The 14,018-nt window shown below is 66.9% G+C and carries 15 protein-coding genes; 4 read left to right on the top strand and 11 right to left on the bottom strand.

The features are described 5' to 3' along the window. Positions 1-209 precede the first annotated feature (209 nt). Positions 210-407, bottom strand: coding sequence for a hypothetical protein (locus ACLQ2O_RS11080; protein WP_425829997.1), 198 nt, complete (start codon positions 405-407; stop codon positions 210-212). Between the two features lie 681 nt (positions 408-1,088). Here ACLQ2O_RS11080 and ACLQ2O_RS11085 point away from each other — a divergent pair. Continuing rightward, entirely contained in the window at positions 1,089-2,174 is a 1,086-nt protein-coding gene (locus tag ACLQ2O_RS11085) for a hypothetical protein (RefSeq protein WP_425829999.1), read from the top strand. Between the two features lie 987 nt (positions 2,175-3,161). Here ACLQ2O_RS11085 and ACLQ2O_RS11090 read toward each other — a convergent pair. Next, positions 3,162-3,722 carry a hypothetical protein gene (locus tag ACLQ2O_RS11090; protein ID WP_425830001.1) on the bottom strand — a complete coding sequence of 187 codons (561 nt, stop codon included), beginning with the start codon at positions 3,720-3,722 and terminating at the stop codon, positions 3,162-3,164. Between the two features lie 175 nt (positions 3,723-3,897). On the opposite strand from ACLQ2O_RS11090, the gene ACLQ2O_RS11095 reads away from it, so the two are divergent. Next, the gene (locus tag ACLQ2O_RS11095; RefSeq protein WP_425830003.1) at positions 3,898-5,007 is read left to right on the top strand and encodes a toprim domain-containing protein; all 1,110 of its coding nucleotides are present in this window, start codon (positions 3,898-3,900) and stop codon (positions 5,005-5,007) included. A gap of 117 nt (positions 5,008-5,124) precedes the next feature. On the opposite strand, the gene ACLQ2O_RS11100 is transcribed toward ACLQ2O_RS11095, so the two are convergent. The 6 genes from ACLQ2O_RS11100 to ACLQ2O_RS11125 form a co-directional block, all read right to left on the bottom strand. Continuing rightward, positions 5,125-6,600: a carboxylesterase/lipase family protein gene (locus ACLQ2O_RS11100; RefSeq protein WP_425830005.1), complete on the bottom strand. Its 1,476-nt coding sequence runs from the start codon at positions 6,598-6,600 to the stop codon at positions 5,125-5,127. 15 nt (positions 6,601-6,615) lie between these two features. Further along, complete coding sequence (locus ACLQ2O_RS11105) at positions 6,616-8,238, bottom strand: carboxylesterase/lipase family protein (protein WP_425830007.1); 1,623 nt, start codon at positions 8,236-8,238, stop codon at positions 6,616-6,618. A gap of 21 nt (positions 8,239-8,259) precedes the next feature. Next, positions 8,260-8,886, bottom strand: a complete 627-nt coding sequence (locus ACLQ2O_RS11110; protein WP_425830009.1) for a TetR/AcrR family transcriptional regulator — start codon at positions 8,884-8,886, stop codon at positions 8,260-8,262. A 61-nt stretch (positions 8,887-8,947) separates the two neighbouring features. Beyond that, on the bottom strand, positions 8,948-9,388 hold the full coding sequence (locus tag ACLQ2O_RS11115; protein WP_425830011.1) for a hypothetical protein: 441 nt from the start codon (positions 9,386-9,388) through the stop codon (positions 8,948-8,950). 528 nt (positions 9,389-9,916) lie between these two features. Continuing rightward, a complete protein-coding gene (locus tag ACLQ2O_RS11120) occupies positions 9,917-10,210 on the bottom strand; it encodes an AMP-binding enzyme (RefSeq protein ID WP_425830013.1) in 294 nt (97 codons plus the stop codon). Then, complete coding sequence (locus tag ACLQ2O_RS11125; protein ID WP_425830015.1) at positions 10,192-10,371, bottom strand: hypothetical protein; 180 nt, start codon at positions 10,369-10,371, stop codon at positions 10,192-10,194. Before ACLQ2O_RS11125 ends, ACLQ2O_RS11120 begins: the two co-directional genes overlap by 19 nt. A gap of 60 nt (positions 10,372-10,431) precedes the next feature. Between ACLQ2O_RS11125 and ACLQ2O_RS11130 the strand changes: the two genes are divergently transcribed. Beyond that, positions 10,432-10,605: a hypothetical protein gene (locus tag ACLQ2O_RS11130; protein ID WP_425830017.1), complete on the top strand. Its 174-nt coding sequence runs from the start codon at positions 10,432-10,434 to the stop codon at positions 10,603-10,605. A gap of 19 nt (positions 10,606-10,624) precedes the next feature. Here the strand turns inward: ACLQ2O_RS11130 and ACLQ2O_RS11135 are convergent, their stop codons facing one another. After that, positions 10,625-11,410: a PaaI family thioesterase gene (locus tag ACLQ2O_RS11135; RefSeq protein ID WP_425830019.1), complete on the bottom strand. Its 786-nt coding sequence runs from the start codon at positions 11,408-11,410 to the stop codon at positions 10,625-10,627. 102 nt (positions 11,411-11,512) lie between these two features. Here ACLQ2O_RS11135 and ACLQ2O_RS11140 point away from each other — a divergent pair, with 102 nt between their 5' ends. After that, positions 11,513-13,162, top strand: a complete 1,650-nt coding sequence (locus tag ACLQ2O_RS11140) for an AMP-binding protein (RefSeq protein WP_425830021.1) — start codon at positions 11,513-11,515, stop codon at positions 13,160-13,162. Position 13,163: 1 nt separating this feature from the next. On the opposite strand, the gene ACLQ2O_RS11145 is transcribed toward ACLQ2O_RS11140, so the two are convergent. Next, on the bottom strand, positions 13,164-13,580 hold the full coding sequence (locus tag ACLQ2O_RS11145; RefSeq protein WP_425830023.1) for a MaoC family dehydratase: 417 nt from the start codon (positions 13,578-13,580) through the stop codon (positions 13,164-13,166). Further along, a complete protein-coding gene (locus ACLQ2O_RS11150; RefSeq protein ID WP_425830025.1) occupies positions 13,577-13,993 on the bottom strand; it encodes an FAS1-like dehydratase domain-containing protein in 417 nt (138 codons plus the stop codon). Before ACLQ2O_RS11150 ends, ACLQ2O_RS11145 begins: the two co-directional genes overlap by 4 nt. Between the last annotated feature and the right edge of the window lie 25 nt (positions 13,994-14,018).

A 14,018-nucleotide genomic window follows, 5' to 3' on the forward strand; every position in this document is an offset into this window, starting at 1 on the left:
CAACGAAGCCCCGAACCGATCGAACTTCGGCCACGTCAGACTGAACTGATTCCCGAACCAGCACCGGGTCGCCTCGCCTACGACGAGCCCGTCCCACTCCCGCCGCGGATCCTTCAACGTCGCCAGGATCAGACTCGCCTGCGTCCGCCGCTCCCACGGCGGCGACCGCGACTCGCCGATGTCGAAGTACTCGGCAACGATCTCGCCACCTAGTGGCCCACGAAGCGCTGAGCCTCCCCGAGCTGCCACGCCTTGGAGGTCCGCGGATCCTGATTGTCCTCAGTCGAGCACCGCCCGTAGAACACCAGCTTCCCGATCCCCGCGCCCGCCACCGGCGCATCCGCCATGGCCTCCAGCCCGAGCAGGTCATCCAGCGTCTGCCACTGCCCGCCGTCCACGTCGCTCAAGATCCACATCCCTCCGTCCACCCTGCCGTCCCGCACGTCTGCCGGACTCCACACTTCTTACAACAATCCGGCACAACACACGAGCAGCCTGTGGACAAAGCACCGGCACCCGGTCCGGCACCCGCACAGCAAGGGGCGCCTCCAGCGGCTCTGCAGCTGTCTCCTCCGTTCTTCTCGGGTCCATGACGGCTCAACGATCGAGCCGGTGCCCACCCTGCGCGCGGCCTGGTCGCGGCGGGGTGAAACTACTGCCCGTGACCACTGGACGAATCGGCCGGAGATCGACAATCTGTGCGGTAGTTCCCAGTGATGGGGCGTGTGCATCAGGACGAGGGGGACACGCACCTTAACCAAACGCTTGGACCTGGAGTCGGGAACATCGGATGGTCCGGCATTCGGATGACTTGGCGCTGACAGGGCATCGACACCTGTCCGGCGCGGTGGAGCCGCGGGCGGTGGGGCTCCGTGTCTTCAGGGCTATCGGTGGGACCAGCTCTAGACTCTTACGAAACTGGCCACGAGCTGCAGGCGGGACGTGACGATATGGTCCAGCGGTCCGACTTCTCGAACTCGACGCGGGACCTGCTAGCGAGTAGGGCTGGATATCAATGTTCGGTCCTGAACTGTGGTCGGCTAACGATCGGAGCTGGGCCAGGATCTGAGCAGGTTGTCCGAACGGGGATGGCTGCTCACATCTATGCGGCGAGTCCGAACGGCCCTAGAGGGTCGGGCGGGCTCACGTTCGAAGAGCTCCGGCAATCGGAGAACGGCATCTGGTGCTGCTATGACCATGGGAAAGTCATCGACTCCGGTGGCGGAAGCGTATTTTCCGCTGCGCAACTTAAGGCATGGAAGCGACTCCATGAAATGCGTAAGGGCGTGGAGATTCATGGCCTCGCTCCGGATCGGTTCGGACTCGTAGAGTCGATCACGATCAACTCTGCTCCTGTGCTCTCCGGCTCGACGTTTGAACTGGGCATGCTCAACTTTGTCATCGGCGCGAACGGGACTGGAAAGACGGTACTCGGTCGACTGCTGAGGAGCGTGTCTGATCTGAATTACGTCGCCCACCTGTCGCGGTCGCAAGAGGTCGATGTCGCCGTCAAATGGTTCGATCCTCATAGCCACGAGGTGTCCACCTCGGGACGCTCGGGCGAGTTGCGCCAGACCCTGGACGGACGACGTGTCCCATATGTCGCCAGACCCTACAAAACCATCATGCCAACCGACTTTCACGCGCAGTCCTGGAGCTTGATCTCCCTTGCGCAGCAGTTCGACTTGAGTGTCACGGCGATGGCGTCGACGTTGAGAGCGTTGCCCGACAGCAGCCGAATTGTCAGAGAGGTCACCGTGACCGATTCGGCGGTGGAGATGGTCGTGGTTCACAAAGGTCGAACATTTCAGGTCGGGGAAAGGGGGTGGTGGGATCACGGGCCACTCGACCTACTGGTTTTTCTCGAATTGGTGAGTACGCACGCGGCGCACCACGCTAGAGATGAACCCACTCTTCTGATTTTGGATGAACTGTTCGCTCGATACAATTCTGAAACTCGGTTCGCTGCACTTGGGCAAGTGGAAGCGACGGCAGAACATGTTCAGATTGCTGTCCTAACACATAACGCCGCGAATCCGCAAGCGTTCGGACAGGGATGGACTGTTACGAGACTTCCAGATTACTCGCCGGGGGATCGGGCCAATGCAGGTCGCCCAATTGACCTCGAGATCACTGCAACCAACCGTCCTGCGCCTGCTCGCTCAACTATCTGACGGGCACCGGGCCGACCGGCGCCTGGCTTTGTGATCACAACAACAGACGCCGACGCTCAGATCGAGTGGGCAGCCCGGTCCAAACATCGTTCGGTGTAGGTGAGAGGCAACCCTCTCCGCGCAGAGGTCGTTGAGCCGACCGACTTCTCGGTGCTGCCGGATTGGGAGGAAGAACGACGGGCGGATCCCCGAGCGCCACCGCATGTGTCAGCACCGGACCCGTCCCTGTGGCTTGGCAAGGTCAGATCCTTGTTTGGCCACCGCCCTTGGCCGGCTTCTCCCAGACCGCCTCCTTTCGACGACGAGCCACTCACCTGCTAGACCGGGATGCCCCTTCGAGTGCGCCGTAGCGGTCCAGTTGCCCTCCGACCTGACCGGCCCGTTGAACTTGCCCGCCTGGGAGGAGATCGCGGCCCGCGAGCACGAGCTCGAGCTGCTGCCCGGCAACGCCGCCCGGGGCGGTCCTCGGCGGGAAGCAAGCGCGGGTCGACGACATCCCTGGTACTCCGTGCCTTTGAGCAGGACGATCCGGCGTACGACCAAATGCAACTCCGGTACGGCGATCACTCGCACCGGCAGCGGACGGCGGAGACCAAGGTGGCCTCGCGCTGCTCCTCATCATCGCCTCGAACCGAGGTGCCAAAGTCGCCGCCGACGAGTGCGCCGTACGCCGGAGGAGGCTCCGGCTCAACTGGCCAGCCAAGCTCGTTCCGGCTGCACCCGGCCGTACCCGGCCATAGTGGGCAGGCCCTGGACCTTCTCCGCCGTACTGGACTTCCGCGGTCGCGGGCAACGAGCAGGCCGACTTCTCAGCGCGGATGGATCGACGGGCTCGCGGGTTCCGTTCGCGGCGGGGTTGAGGGTCAAGTTTGTCCACTTGGATGAGTTGGACGTCGGTGGACTGGCCGATGAAGTCGGACATCGCTCGACGAGCGCGAACGTCCATCATGACTTGGTGAGGCCTGATCTGCTGTGATCGTGTGCCCCTCAATCGTCACCCAGGTGTCGTTTCCGCGCGAGAAGGAATCGGGGCATGGCTGTCGCGGGAGCGGATGCCCAGTTCGGCCTTGATTGCAGCCACCAGTGTTCGTCCGAGATCTCCGGCGGCCGGATCCTGTGGATGTAGTCGGATCCTGGAGCCCGAATGAAGCACTCCCACAGGTGATCGGTCAGCTCGCGGGTGATCGTGGTGAGATCGGGGCCGGCAAGGATCGACACACGTGAGCATGACGTCTCCAGATCCCACAGGCTCTGCATGATCTCCGCCCCCGACGGCTTCCGTGGGTGCAGGCTGGCGTTGCCGTAGGCCTCGATCTGGGTCTGCGTCATATGAGCTTGGTGGGCAAAGTCGGTGTAGACCGCCTGTCGTTCGTCCCTCCAGTGCACGGCGTCGTCGCGCTTTGCGTGGATGAGAGCGACTCGAGCTTGGGCCTTGGCTGTTGCCCGTGACACCGCGATCTGGGTGAGCGCACTGATCAGGCCGCCGATCAAGGTCCCACCGAGAGCGAGCAGGGCTACGGTCGTTCCTTCTGTGAGCAGAGCTGGCACCGGCAGAGTTTACGCGTGCCGGCGGCTAGGGAGAGACCTGTCCAGGCGCGCGGCCTAGCGGATATCCAGGACTCTTGGATTTCTGATCGCGGTTCCCTCGAGGTCGGCAGACCACTGACGGTTGATTGACAACTGGCAATGGCCGGTGTCAATCCGGTCAGGCGAAGAAGTTGGCGTGCACAACGAAGGAAGGAGGGCCGGCGGTGCTGAATCGCTGGTAGCGGCTCATAGGGAGGCCATCAAGTTCTACCGCGGAGAGCTTGCGTTGAGGCAGACAGGCTGGGCAGCGCGCCATCTGAGGGCGCGCAGGCTTGGTCAAGCTCTCGAGGTCGGCACTCGCTGGAAGGTCGGGTATGCCCCCGATGCGCGGTCGCACCTCACCGAGCACCTGCGATCGGTGGGCATCGAGGAGCGAGTCATGATCGCGGCGGGGCTGGCGGTTGTGACGGACAACAGGTACCTGATCGATCGGTTTCGGGATCGGATCATGATCGCGGAGTACGACGCGGATCTGCGGCCGGTCGGGTTCATCGGTCGTGGGCGTGGTGGGATCGCGACGTACTTGAACACGTCGACGACTTCGGTCTACCGCAAGGGCCAAGCTCTATTCGGTGTCGCGGAGCAGCACCGGCAACTGGCCCTCGGGGCAACTCCGGTGCTTGTCGAGGGCACCTTTGATGCGGTGTCGGTGGGTGCGTGCAGCAACCGGCGCCGGCAGTGGTGTGGCGTTTCGAGCGGTGGCACGAGTTGGTCGGCTGAGCAGATTGCGATGTTGCGGTACTACTCGGTGTCGGACACGGTGATCGTTGCCTTTGACGGCGATGCGGCGGGGCGACCTGCAGCGGTGCGGCATCTAGGTTCTCTGGGGGGGGGGGCCTTCAGGCATGTGCTGGTGGCTGATCTGCCGCATGGGCGGGATCCGTCGCAGATGCTGCAGTTGGGCAACGGGGTTCGTCGGCTGCGGGCGCAGCTCGAGAACACTCGCCCGTTGGCGAGTTTGGCCGTGGAGTTGGAGTTGGAGTTGGGGCGTTGGTCTCGGGTGCTGGATCACGCGGTCGGGCGGGTGAGTGCCTTGAGGGCGGTTGCCGGGTTTGTTGCTCAGCTCCCGGCGCCGTTGGTGTCGGACGAGATCGGTCGGCTGTCACGGGTCCTGGATCTCGACGCGACGACCGTGTCGCGGGAGGTTCTGGATGCGGTCGGACAGCGGCCGCCGCGGCCGCGTGTTCGTCGCGAGCTGAGCTTGTCGGCCGACGTTGATCCGCCGTTGCCGAGCATCGGGCTGTGAAGCTCTTCCGGGAATCCTTGGATTGCAGATCCCGGTTCTAAGCGTGGTTGTTCAAAGCAGGTTTGTTCCCACAGATCGCAGACAGCGAATATGGGAGCGAACAGTGACAGTCGAACTTCAAGAACTGCTCACCGATGCTGCGGCATCGAATTGGGCGCCGGGTCCCTCGGAACGGCTTGCCGAGGGCATCGAGGAAAGGATCATCGCCTTTCTTCCTAGCCGGGCGCGAGCCGCTCTCGGGGCTGAGGAGGCGGCGCAGAGGGCACGGGTTGTCGCCTGGGAGCGGTGCAGGTTGCTGGCGGAGCGACGGCGGGGGATCGCGACCTGGGGGTTCCTGGCGAAAACGCGGTCGGTGACCACGTCGGCCCAGGAGCGGATGGGGGCTGTGCCGGGGCGTGAGTACGCGGCGAGGAGCTGGGGAGCTCGCGGGCCGGCGATGGTCTGTGCGTTGTGGCGGAGGCCGGCTGCGTCGAGTGCTTTGGCGGTGTACGCGCCGGTGACGAGGGTCGCGCCTTCGTCGGAGGCGTAGCCGATGACGGTGTCGACGGGATGAGCACGGCCTGCTGCGATCGCTGTGGAAGGACGGGCTGGCAGGAAGGGGGTCTCGACGGCGGGGCTGAAGTAGCCGAAGCGTGGGTCGAGCAGGGCGTTGGCCGGCTTGCCGCGCAGGCAGGTCAGTACGGCGTCCGGAGTGCCTTGGCAGCCGAGGGTCTTGGCTGCTGCTTGACCGGCGGCATCGACGATCTTGCGGGGTCGCCAGGTGTCGCCGAGGATGCCGACGCCGGGGACGATCGTGTCGACGACGTTGACGTCGCCGCACTCGGAGCTCTGCAGGATCCCGCGCTGGAACAGGCCTTCGGTCCGCGGGGAGGTCAGCAAGGCGCACATGCTGTCACCGCCGGCTGACTGCCCGGCGATCGTGACCTGGCCGGGGTCGCCGCCGAACGCGGCGATCTCGCGCTGGACCCAGTGCAATGCCTGGGTCTGGTCGAGGAGGCCGAAGTTGCCGCCGCCGTCGAGGCCGGGAAGGCCGAGGAAGCCGAAGGCGCCGAGGCGGTAGTTGATGGTGACGACGGCGATCTTGCCCGTCTCGACCAGCTTGCTCGGGTCGTACTCCGAGGCCGCGCCGTTCTTGAAACCGCCACCGGCAACCCAGACCATCACCGGTAGCTTGGCGTCCTTGGTGGTGCCGGCCGGGGTGGTGACGTCGAGGTAGAGGCAGTCTTCGGTGGTACTGGCCGGGATGGGGGTTCCACCTTCGGCGTACGGCGGGGAGATGGGCTGGGCGCAGCGCGGCGAGGGCCGGTTCGCCGGACGCTCGTCGTTCCAGTTCGCCGGTTCCTGGGGTGGTGTCCAGCGCAGTTGGCCGACCGGAGGTTTGGCGAAGGGGATCGCGGTGAAGCGTTGGACGGCGCCGTTCAACGTTCCTCCGACCGTGCCCTTCGACGTGGCCACCGAAGGTGTGGAGTCGGTCTGGTCGTTGGCGGACGTCGACGGCGTACTGCATGCCGCCAGCAACAGGCTGGTCCCAGCGCCTGTCGCGCCCACGGTGCGGGCACGGCGAAGAACGGAACTGCGCGAGGTGTTCGGCATGCGATCCTCCGGAGGTCAGAAGTCGATTGTTGCCCAGAGCCCGCAGTGGTGCTCCGCGGCGAAGTCGACGGGCTGGATCGCGGGAGCGAGCTGAAGCGTGGGACCGTCCTCACCACTGAGCTGCGGCCAGGCCGGGGCGTCGTTCGCGGTGGGGGTGCCGGTGCGGGCGAAGCTGGTCCAGTAGTCGATCATCTGGTTTCCGAGGGTTTGCTGGGCCGGGGTGCGCAGGAGGTTCTTGCCGACCAGGTCGAAGAGGTAGGGGACGTCGGTGGCGTGGGCCGCGCCCTGCTTGACTTCCTTGGTGGGTACGGCGTTGACGTTGGGGGAGTCGGGGTCGGCGAACTCGTAGCCGAAGACGGGGACGTCGTGGCTGGCCAGGGCGGCGTTGCCGCGCAGAGTGGGGCAGGCCCAGGCGGCGTCGGTGATGAGACGGGCGAAGGCGCTGGCGGCGTTGGGGTAGCGGGTGAGCGGGTACTCGGCGGAGACCTTCGCGGCGTTCGCGCCGAAGGCTTCCTTCAGCAGGGCGGGATAGTTGGTGGCGGTGTAGAAGGGCTTCACGGCCTGGACGCCGGCGATGATCGCGGCCTGTTCGTTCTGGTTGCCGCCGGACAGCACCCGGACTCCGTCGAGCACGTCGCCGTCGTCCAGAGCGGCCGCGGGGTCCTTCGGGAGCAGCGGAGTGCCGTAGGCCAGGACGTTGGAGAAGCTGCCGAAGATCTTCAACAGGTCGGCGACCGGCTTGCCGCGCAGGCAACTGACCGCGGACGCGCCCGTGCAGTTGAGTGTCTTGGCCTGTGACTGGCCGAGCTGCTCGGCGGCGGCCAGCGGAGTGACCGGCGCGTGGGCCGGTAGACCCGGTGCGAGTCCGCCGTTCGGCCAGCGCAGCTTGCACGACCCCGAAGAGATCGCGACCTTGTCGACGAGGTCCTTGGCTGCCGGCGAGGTGATCAGAGCACACGCCGACATGCCTCCGGCCGATTCACCGAACACCGTGAGATTGTCGGGGTCGCCACCGAAGGCTTCCGCGTTCTGTTTCGCCCAGGTGGTCGCGAGAATCTGGTCGGCCAGCCCGAAGTCGCCACTGCCGGCCAGGCCGGGCAGCGACAGGTAGCCGAAGACACCGAGGCGGTAGTTGACCGTGACAACCATGACGTGACCGCGGTCCGCGAGCCGCTGCGCGTCGTACGCCGCACCGGAGCCGCTGGTGAAGCCGCCGCCGTGCCACCACACCATCACCGGGAGCTTCTCGCCGTCGCGCAGTTGCTTGGGCGTGGTGACGTTGAGGAACAGGCAGTCCTCGTTCTTCGACGCCGTCGCCTCGGCGCCGGGTGCGGTACCGGCCTGCGCGCAGCTCGGTCCCGGCTTGGTCGCCTGGACAGTGCCCGCCGCCTTCGGCGCGGCGACCGGGTTCGTCCAGCGACGCTCACCGGCCACGGACTGCCCGTACCGGACACCGAGGAACTGACGAGCACTCCCCGCCGAGGTTCCCTGGAGTTGCCCGCTCGAGGTCTCGACCGTCAGCGGTGCGTCGTGCGCAACGTCAGGATCAGCTGCCTTGCTCGTGCAGGCCGACAGCAGACCGGCGATCGCGAGGCAGGTGGCGACGCGGCGGGTTGTGGTCCCGTGGCGCAGGTTCATGGCGCGCGCTCCTTCGTGGTGTTACGTCGATGGATTGGTGTCGGCCGCGGTCATGGCGTCGACAGCGGTGACGAGCTCGGCGCGCAGCAAGGCCACGTCGATGGTGTTGTCGCCCAGCGCGGCGATCGCGGAATCGAGGACGCCGCGGACGATCCTCGCCATCACCGATGCGTCGAAAGCCCGGAACTGTCCGGCCGCTTGCCCGGCGCGCAGCATCGTGACGACGTTGTCGGCCTCGTGCTGGTGCTGTTCGGTGCTGTCCCGAGCGCGGCGCGCGGCGGCGAAGATCTCGCTCAACGCGGCGATGTGCTCCGGAAACTCGGTGTAGAAGTCGACGCTGTCGGCGACGAAGGTCAGCAGTGCTTCGCGTGGAGTCGCCGCCTCGGCGACAGGCTTGTGCAGTTGCTCTCCGCCGAGTCGGTAGACCTCGCGCACCACTGCGCCGTGCAGGTCGGCGAGGTCGCGGAAGTGGTAGGCAACAACCCCGCGGCTGACCCCGGCGTGGCGGGCGATCCTGACCACCGATGCTCGTTCAGCACCCAGTTCGGCGATCACTGCGATCGCGCTCCGCACGAGCTGCTCACGCCGCGCGGAGTGAATGAAAGAACCGGGCAGTACCCGGTCCCGATCGTCGCCTGGAGAGGCCACGGTCCCGAACCTAGCAGGGCTGCTCAAAATATGACAGGGATGCATAACTTCGGGCGTGTCCTCACCGGGCGGCTTGGCCGTACGGCGTCGCGTAGCGCGGGAGGGATGGTTCGGAGGTTGCCCAGGTGGACCTGTCGAGCAGCCCCCGTGCGAGTGCGACCAGTGGCCGTGCGAAGCCCGTGGCGGCGCCGATGTCGATGCCAGGAAAGGTCAGTCCGAGACAGGTCAGGGAATTCAGGCGAGCTGGGTCGGCGGGCCCCTCGTGACTCAGTGCGTCGAGCACCAGTCGGTAGGCGACCGCGTCGGCCAGAAGCAACCCGTGGTCGACGACGCGGAGGGGGCAGATGCTCTGGACCATGACGGTGCGTGCAGCCGCGAGGGTACTCGCGTAGGGCTGGGGGAAGACGACCTCGTCGTTGCGCGAGCCGATCGAGGTGAAGGATGTTGCCGTCGGCAAGGGAGCGGCCGACGCGGCGTTGGTGAGACGAGAACCGAGCGCCATCTGCCACCGCGTGGGTCGAGTCCAGGCATCGAGGGCGAGCAGGCGATGGGCGCGCAGGAGCCTGGTACGCACAGCGTGTTGCCGAGACCGGTTCCGTGCATCGGGCCCGCCAGACCGACGATGTCGGTGGTGTGGGCGGCGACGTCGGGCCAGAACTTCGCGATCCACACAGCCATCAGTCCGCCTGGCTGTGGCCGAGAATCGCGAACCTTGCGGCCGGAGACCCGGTAGGCGTGACGTGCGGCGTGGACGGCGTACTGCGCTGCTCGGGTGAAGTCGCCGAGCGCCCAGTCGCGCAACGTCACCGTGCAGACACCGTAGCCCGCCAGGGGAAGCGCGCGTGCATAGTTCCAGGCCCAGGCCTCATCAGGGGTGGCGCCCGTTCCATGAATCAGCAGGACCGTCTGCTTCGTCGCCGACACCGAGCTGCAATGGGTGGCCGCGGCCAGTTGAGCGGCCGGAATCGTCAAGGGGGACCAGGTTCGGAAGCCTTTGCTGTCAGGTTGCCGGTCACCATCAGGCCGAGCGTCACCAGCAGGACGCCCATGGTACGCACGGGTCAGGCCCGCTCTGTGGGGAGACCGCGACGTACCACCGGCGGATCTCGCGTTTCAGCAGCTTGCCGGTCGGTGTCCTGGGCAGTGAAGTCACGAAGTCGACCGATCGCGGCGCCTTGAAATGGGCGATCCTGCCGCGGACGTGCTCGATCAGTTCCTGCGCCAGCGCCGGCCCGGGCTCGATGCCCGGAGCCGGCTGTACGACGGCCTTGACCTGCTCGCCCATCTCGTCGTCGGGCAGTCCGATCACCGCGACGTCGAACACCTTGGGATGCAGCGTGAGCGCGTACGCGGGATCCCGATCGCAAGCGGAAGATCCTCGGCGAGAACGACCTGAGGCAGGCGCTCGACCTGCTGATCGACGGCCAGGTCGAGTTCGTCGTCGGCGATCGCGCGATCGCGCCGGTCTATCACCATGAGATCCACAACCTCCCGGCCGACGACCGCAGCCGGCTGCGCATACAGCGGCTGTACCTGGAGGAGTGGGTGCATCTGGTTCGTGAGTTGCGTCCCGGGCTGGACGACGCTTACGCGCGGACCCTGGTGCACGCCGCCATCAGCGCGATTCAGTCCGCGCTGTTCCACAACGTCGGCCTGCCGGAGGACCGTCTGCGGCAGGCGCTGGCGACCTCGGCCCGCGCCTGCCTGTTCGCCGACTGATCGTGCGCCCGCCGGTGGTTCAGCTCGGTTGGTGGGCAACGACCGTTGCGATCGTGCAGGCGTTGCCGGCCTCGTTGGTGCTGATGACCTGTACGACGCCGAGCGTGCGGCCGCTGTGCTGCACGGTCGGGGTGAACATCAGACGCGTGCCCACCGGGACCGGTCGGACGTAGGTGATGTGGATCGACGCGGTGACCAGCGTCGCGTTCGCGGACCTGAGCGCCGAGATGCCGGTGAGCTCCGAGACCGACAACATGACACCGCCGTGCAGGTTCGCCAGCGGGTTGCCGAGGTCGGCCGTCACTGCGAGGGGCTGACCGGCCGAAAGGCCGATCACTGTCGCGAGATCGCCGGTCCGCGGCGCGTTCTCGGCAGCCGCCGGGACAGGGCCGGGCGTCCCAGGGAGGAAGCGTCCGCGTTGGCGGCACTGGGCGACGATCTGCCCGGACCGGTCGATGACCTGGCCCGATGCCATTCCGCCGAGCCGGTCGGACTGGTGCACCCGGCCCTCGGCGAACAGGGGGGATCCGTCGATGGGCAGCTGGGTCAGGAAGTCGATCGAGATCTCCGTACTGACCGACCAGTGCCCGGCCGGCCGCTGGTTCTGGATCGCGTAACCGAGCACGTTGTCGACCAGGACCCCGAGCGCCCCGGCGGCGGGCGTTCCATCCGGGCCGGCGGACCAGGGCCCGGTGGCCATGGAGCCGGTGACGGAGGTCCGGCCGGCCGTGATGGACCCGATCCGGAACAGGCGTTCGGGGCCGCCGGTGACGATCGGCCCGGCCGCGGTTGGACGTCCACTCACCTGATCGAGTCTCCCTACTGCTCGAGGCATTCGGTCTCTTGTTTAAACGGTCATACCATTCTAATGTGCGACAAGCGACCTTGCGCCAGAGGAGACAACGCGATGGGCACAGCGACGAAGACCGTTCACGACCGCTACAGCGACGAGCAGATCGCCGCCTACTACGCATCCGGGTTCTGGCAACCGACCAGTTTCAGCGCGGTCGCGCGGGAGCAGGCGGCGGCGCGGCCTGACCAGATCTTCGTGTTCGACAGCACGACGTCGCTGACGTACGCGCAGTTCCACGACACGGCGCTGCGGCTGGCCGTCGGACTTCGCCGGGCGGGACTGCGGGCGGGGGACCGGCTCGCGGTCCAGCTGCCGAACTGGACCGAGTTCCCGGTCGTCGCCGCGGCCGCGTCGAGGATCGGCGTGATCGTCGTACCGATCATGACGATCTACCGCGGTGACGAAGTCGCCTACGTGCTGCAGCACTCTGGGGCGGCCGCAGCGATCACCTGCGGAGAGTTCCGCGGCTTCGATCACCTGGCGATGTTCACCGGACTGCGCGGCAGTTGTCCCGAACTGCGTTCGGTGTTCGTCGCCAGAGCGGCGGAGGGTCAGGCCGGGTCTTTGCAGGAACTGGTGGTGGCGGGGGATCCGGCCGAGCTGGAGGCCGAGGCAGGCCCGGACAGTTCACCCGACGACGGTTTTCTCGTCGTCTACACCTCCGGCACGACGTCACGTCCGAAAGGCTGCTTCCACACCTTCAACACGGTCAGGGCCAGTGCCGCCGCGATCGCGAAGAGCCTGCACTACAACGAGAACGACGTGCAGTTCGGCCCGTCGCCGGTCACCCACAGCACGGGGCTGGTGACCAGCGTCCTGCTGCCGATGATCACCGGGGCGAAGTCCTACCTGATGGAGACCTTCGATCCCGCCGACGGTCTGCGCCGGATCGAGGAGTACGGCTGTACGGCGGCGGTGACCGCGACGCCGTTCCTGCAGATGCTGATGAGCGCCTACGACCCGGACAAGCACGACGCGAGCAGCCTGCGGCTGTGGGTCTGCGCGGGTTCGCCCATCCCGGGATCGATCGTGGAGAGCTCGCGTCAACTCTTCGCCGGCTGCCGGACGCTGAGCCTGTACGGGCGGTCGGAGAACTTCCTCACCACGATGTGCACGGTCGACGATCCGCCGGAGCGCGCGGTCACGTCGGACGGGTCGGCGCTGGAAGGCGCCCGGGTGCAGGTGGTCGGTGCCGACGGCATCGAGGTGCCGCGGGGGGTGGAGGGGGACATCGCCTACCAGGGGCCCAGCCACATGATCGAGTACTGGTACGACGAGGAGCAGACGGCCGCCCTGTTCACGCGGGACGGCTTCTCGGTGTCCGGCGACCTCGGCCGGATGGACGCCGGCGGCTACGTCCGGGTGACCGGCCGGCTCAAGGACATCGTGATCCGTGGCGGGATGAACATCAGTGCCCGTGAGCTCGAGGACCACCTGCTCCGTCATCCGGACATCGCGAACGTCGCGATCGTGGGGATGCCCGACGAGCGTCTGGGGGAGCGGGTCTGCGCGTACGTCGTACCGGCAGCAGCTCAGGGGGATTCGCTCACGCTGGAAGGTGTCACCGGCTACCTCAAGGGGCTGGAGGTTGCCGTGCAGAAGCTCCCGGAGCGACTGGAGATCGTCGCGGCGTTGCCGACGACGGCCACCGGCAAGGTTCAGAAGCATGTCCTGCGGGCCGACATCGCGCAGAAGCTGACCTGACCTACGAGGCGGCGACGAAGCCGGCTTGACCGGTGACCACTGTCCGCCCGTCCGCCGTGGCGACGAGGTCCATCGTCGCGAGAGCGCAGTCGTCGTCGAGCGGCTCGATCGCGACGACGGTGCCGGACAGTTCGACAGCTTCGCCGACCATCAGCGGCGCGGTGAATCGCACCTGGTAGCTGCGCAGGTTCTCGACTCCGCACCAGTCGGTCAGCCAGGCCGCCAGCAGGCCCGCGGTGAGTTGGCCCATCGCGATCGGCCGGTCGAACCCGGCGGCCGCGGCGACTGCCGGATCCAGGTGCAGCGGGTTGAAGTCGCCGCCGGCTCCGGCGAACCTCGCGATGTCGGCCTGCGTCAGCTCACCGAGCGAGCGGGACGCCGGTCGCAGCCCGACGCTGACCTCGCGGTAGCCCGTCATCCTTGCCCTCGCTCGATCAGTACCTCGCGCTGCCGTACGGCGACGGCGCCGGTGGCGTCGACGTACACCGTCTCCAGCGTGACCACCCGCATCGTTCCCTGCCGACCGGTACGACGCTCGTCCGCGATCACCGTCCGCGTCCCGGTGACCGAGTCACCCGCGCGGAGCGGCCGAACGTACTCCCAGCTCACCGAGCCGACCACGACCCGGCCGAGTTCGAGCCCCAGCTTCTCGACGAAGGCTGTCTGGTCGCGGTGATGGCCGGCGGTGACGACATGGGTCGCGGTGGCGAGAGCGTCGGGCCCGTGGTGGCGCGGGTCCGACGCGCGGGTGGCCCGGGCGAACTCGGCGATCTTCCCGCGTTCGACGGCGAAGGGGACGACGTCCACGACGGTTCCGACCAGGTCGCTCACCGGACTCCTTTCAGCGCCAAGGGTC

Origin of the sequence: Kribbella sp. DT2 (assembly GCF_049844575.1) — a bacterium.
Lineage (GTDB): Bacteria > Actinomycetota > Actinomycetes > Propionibacteriales > Kribbellaceae > Kribbella.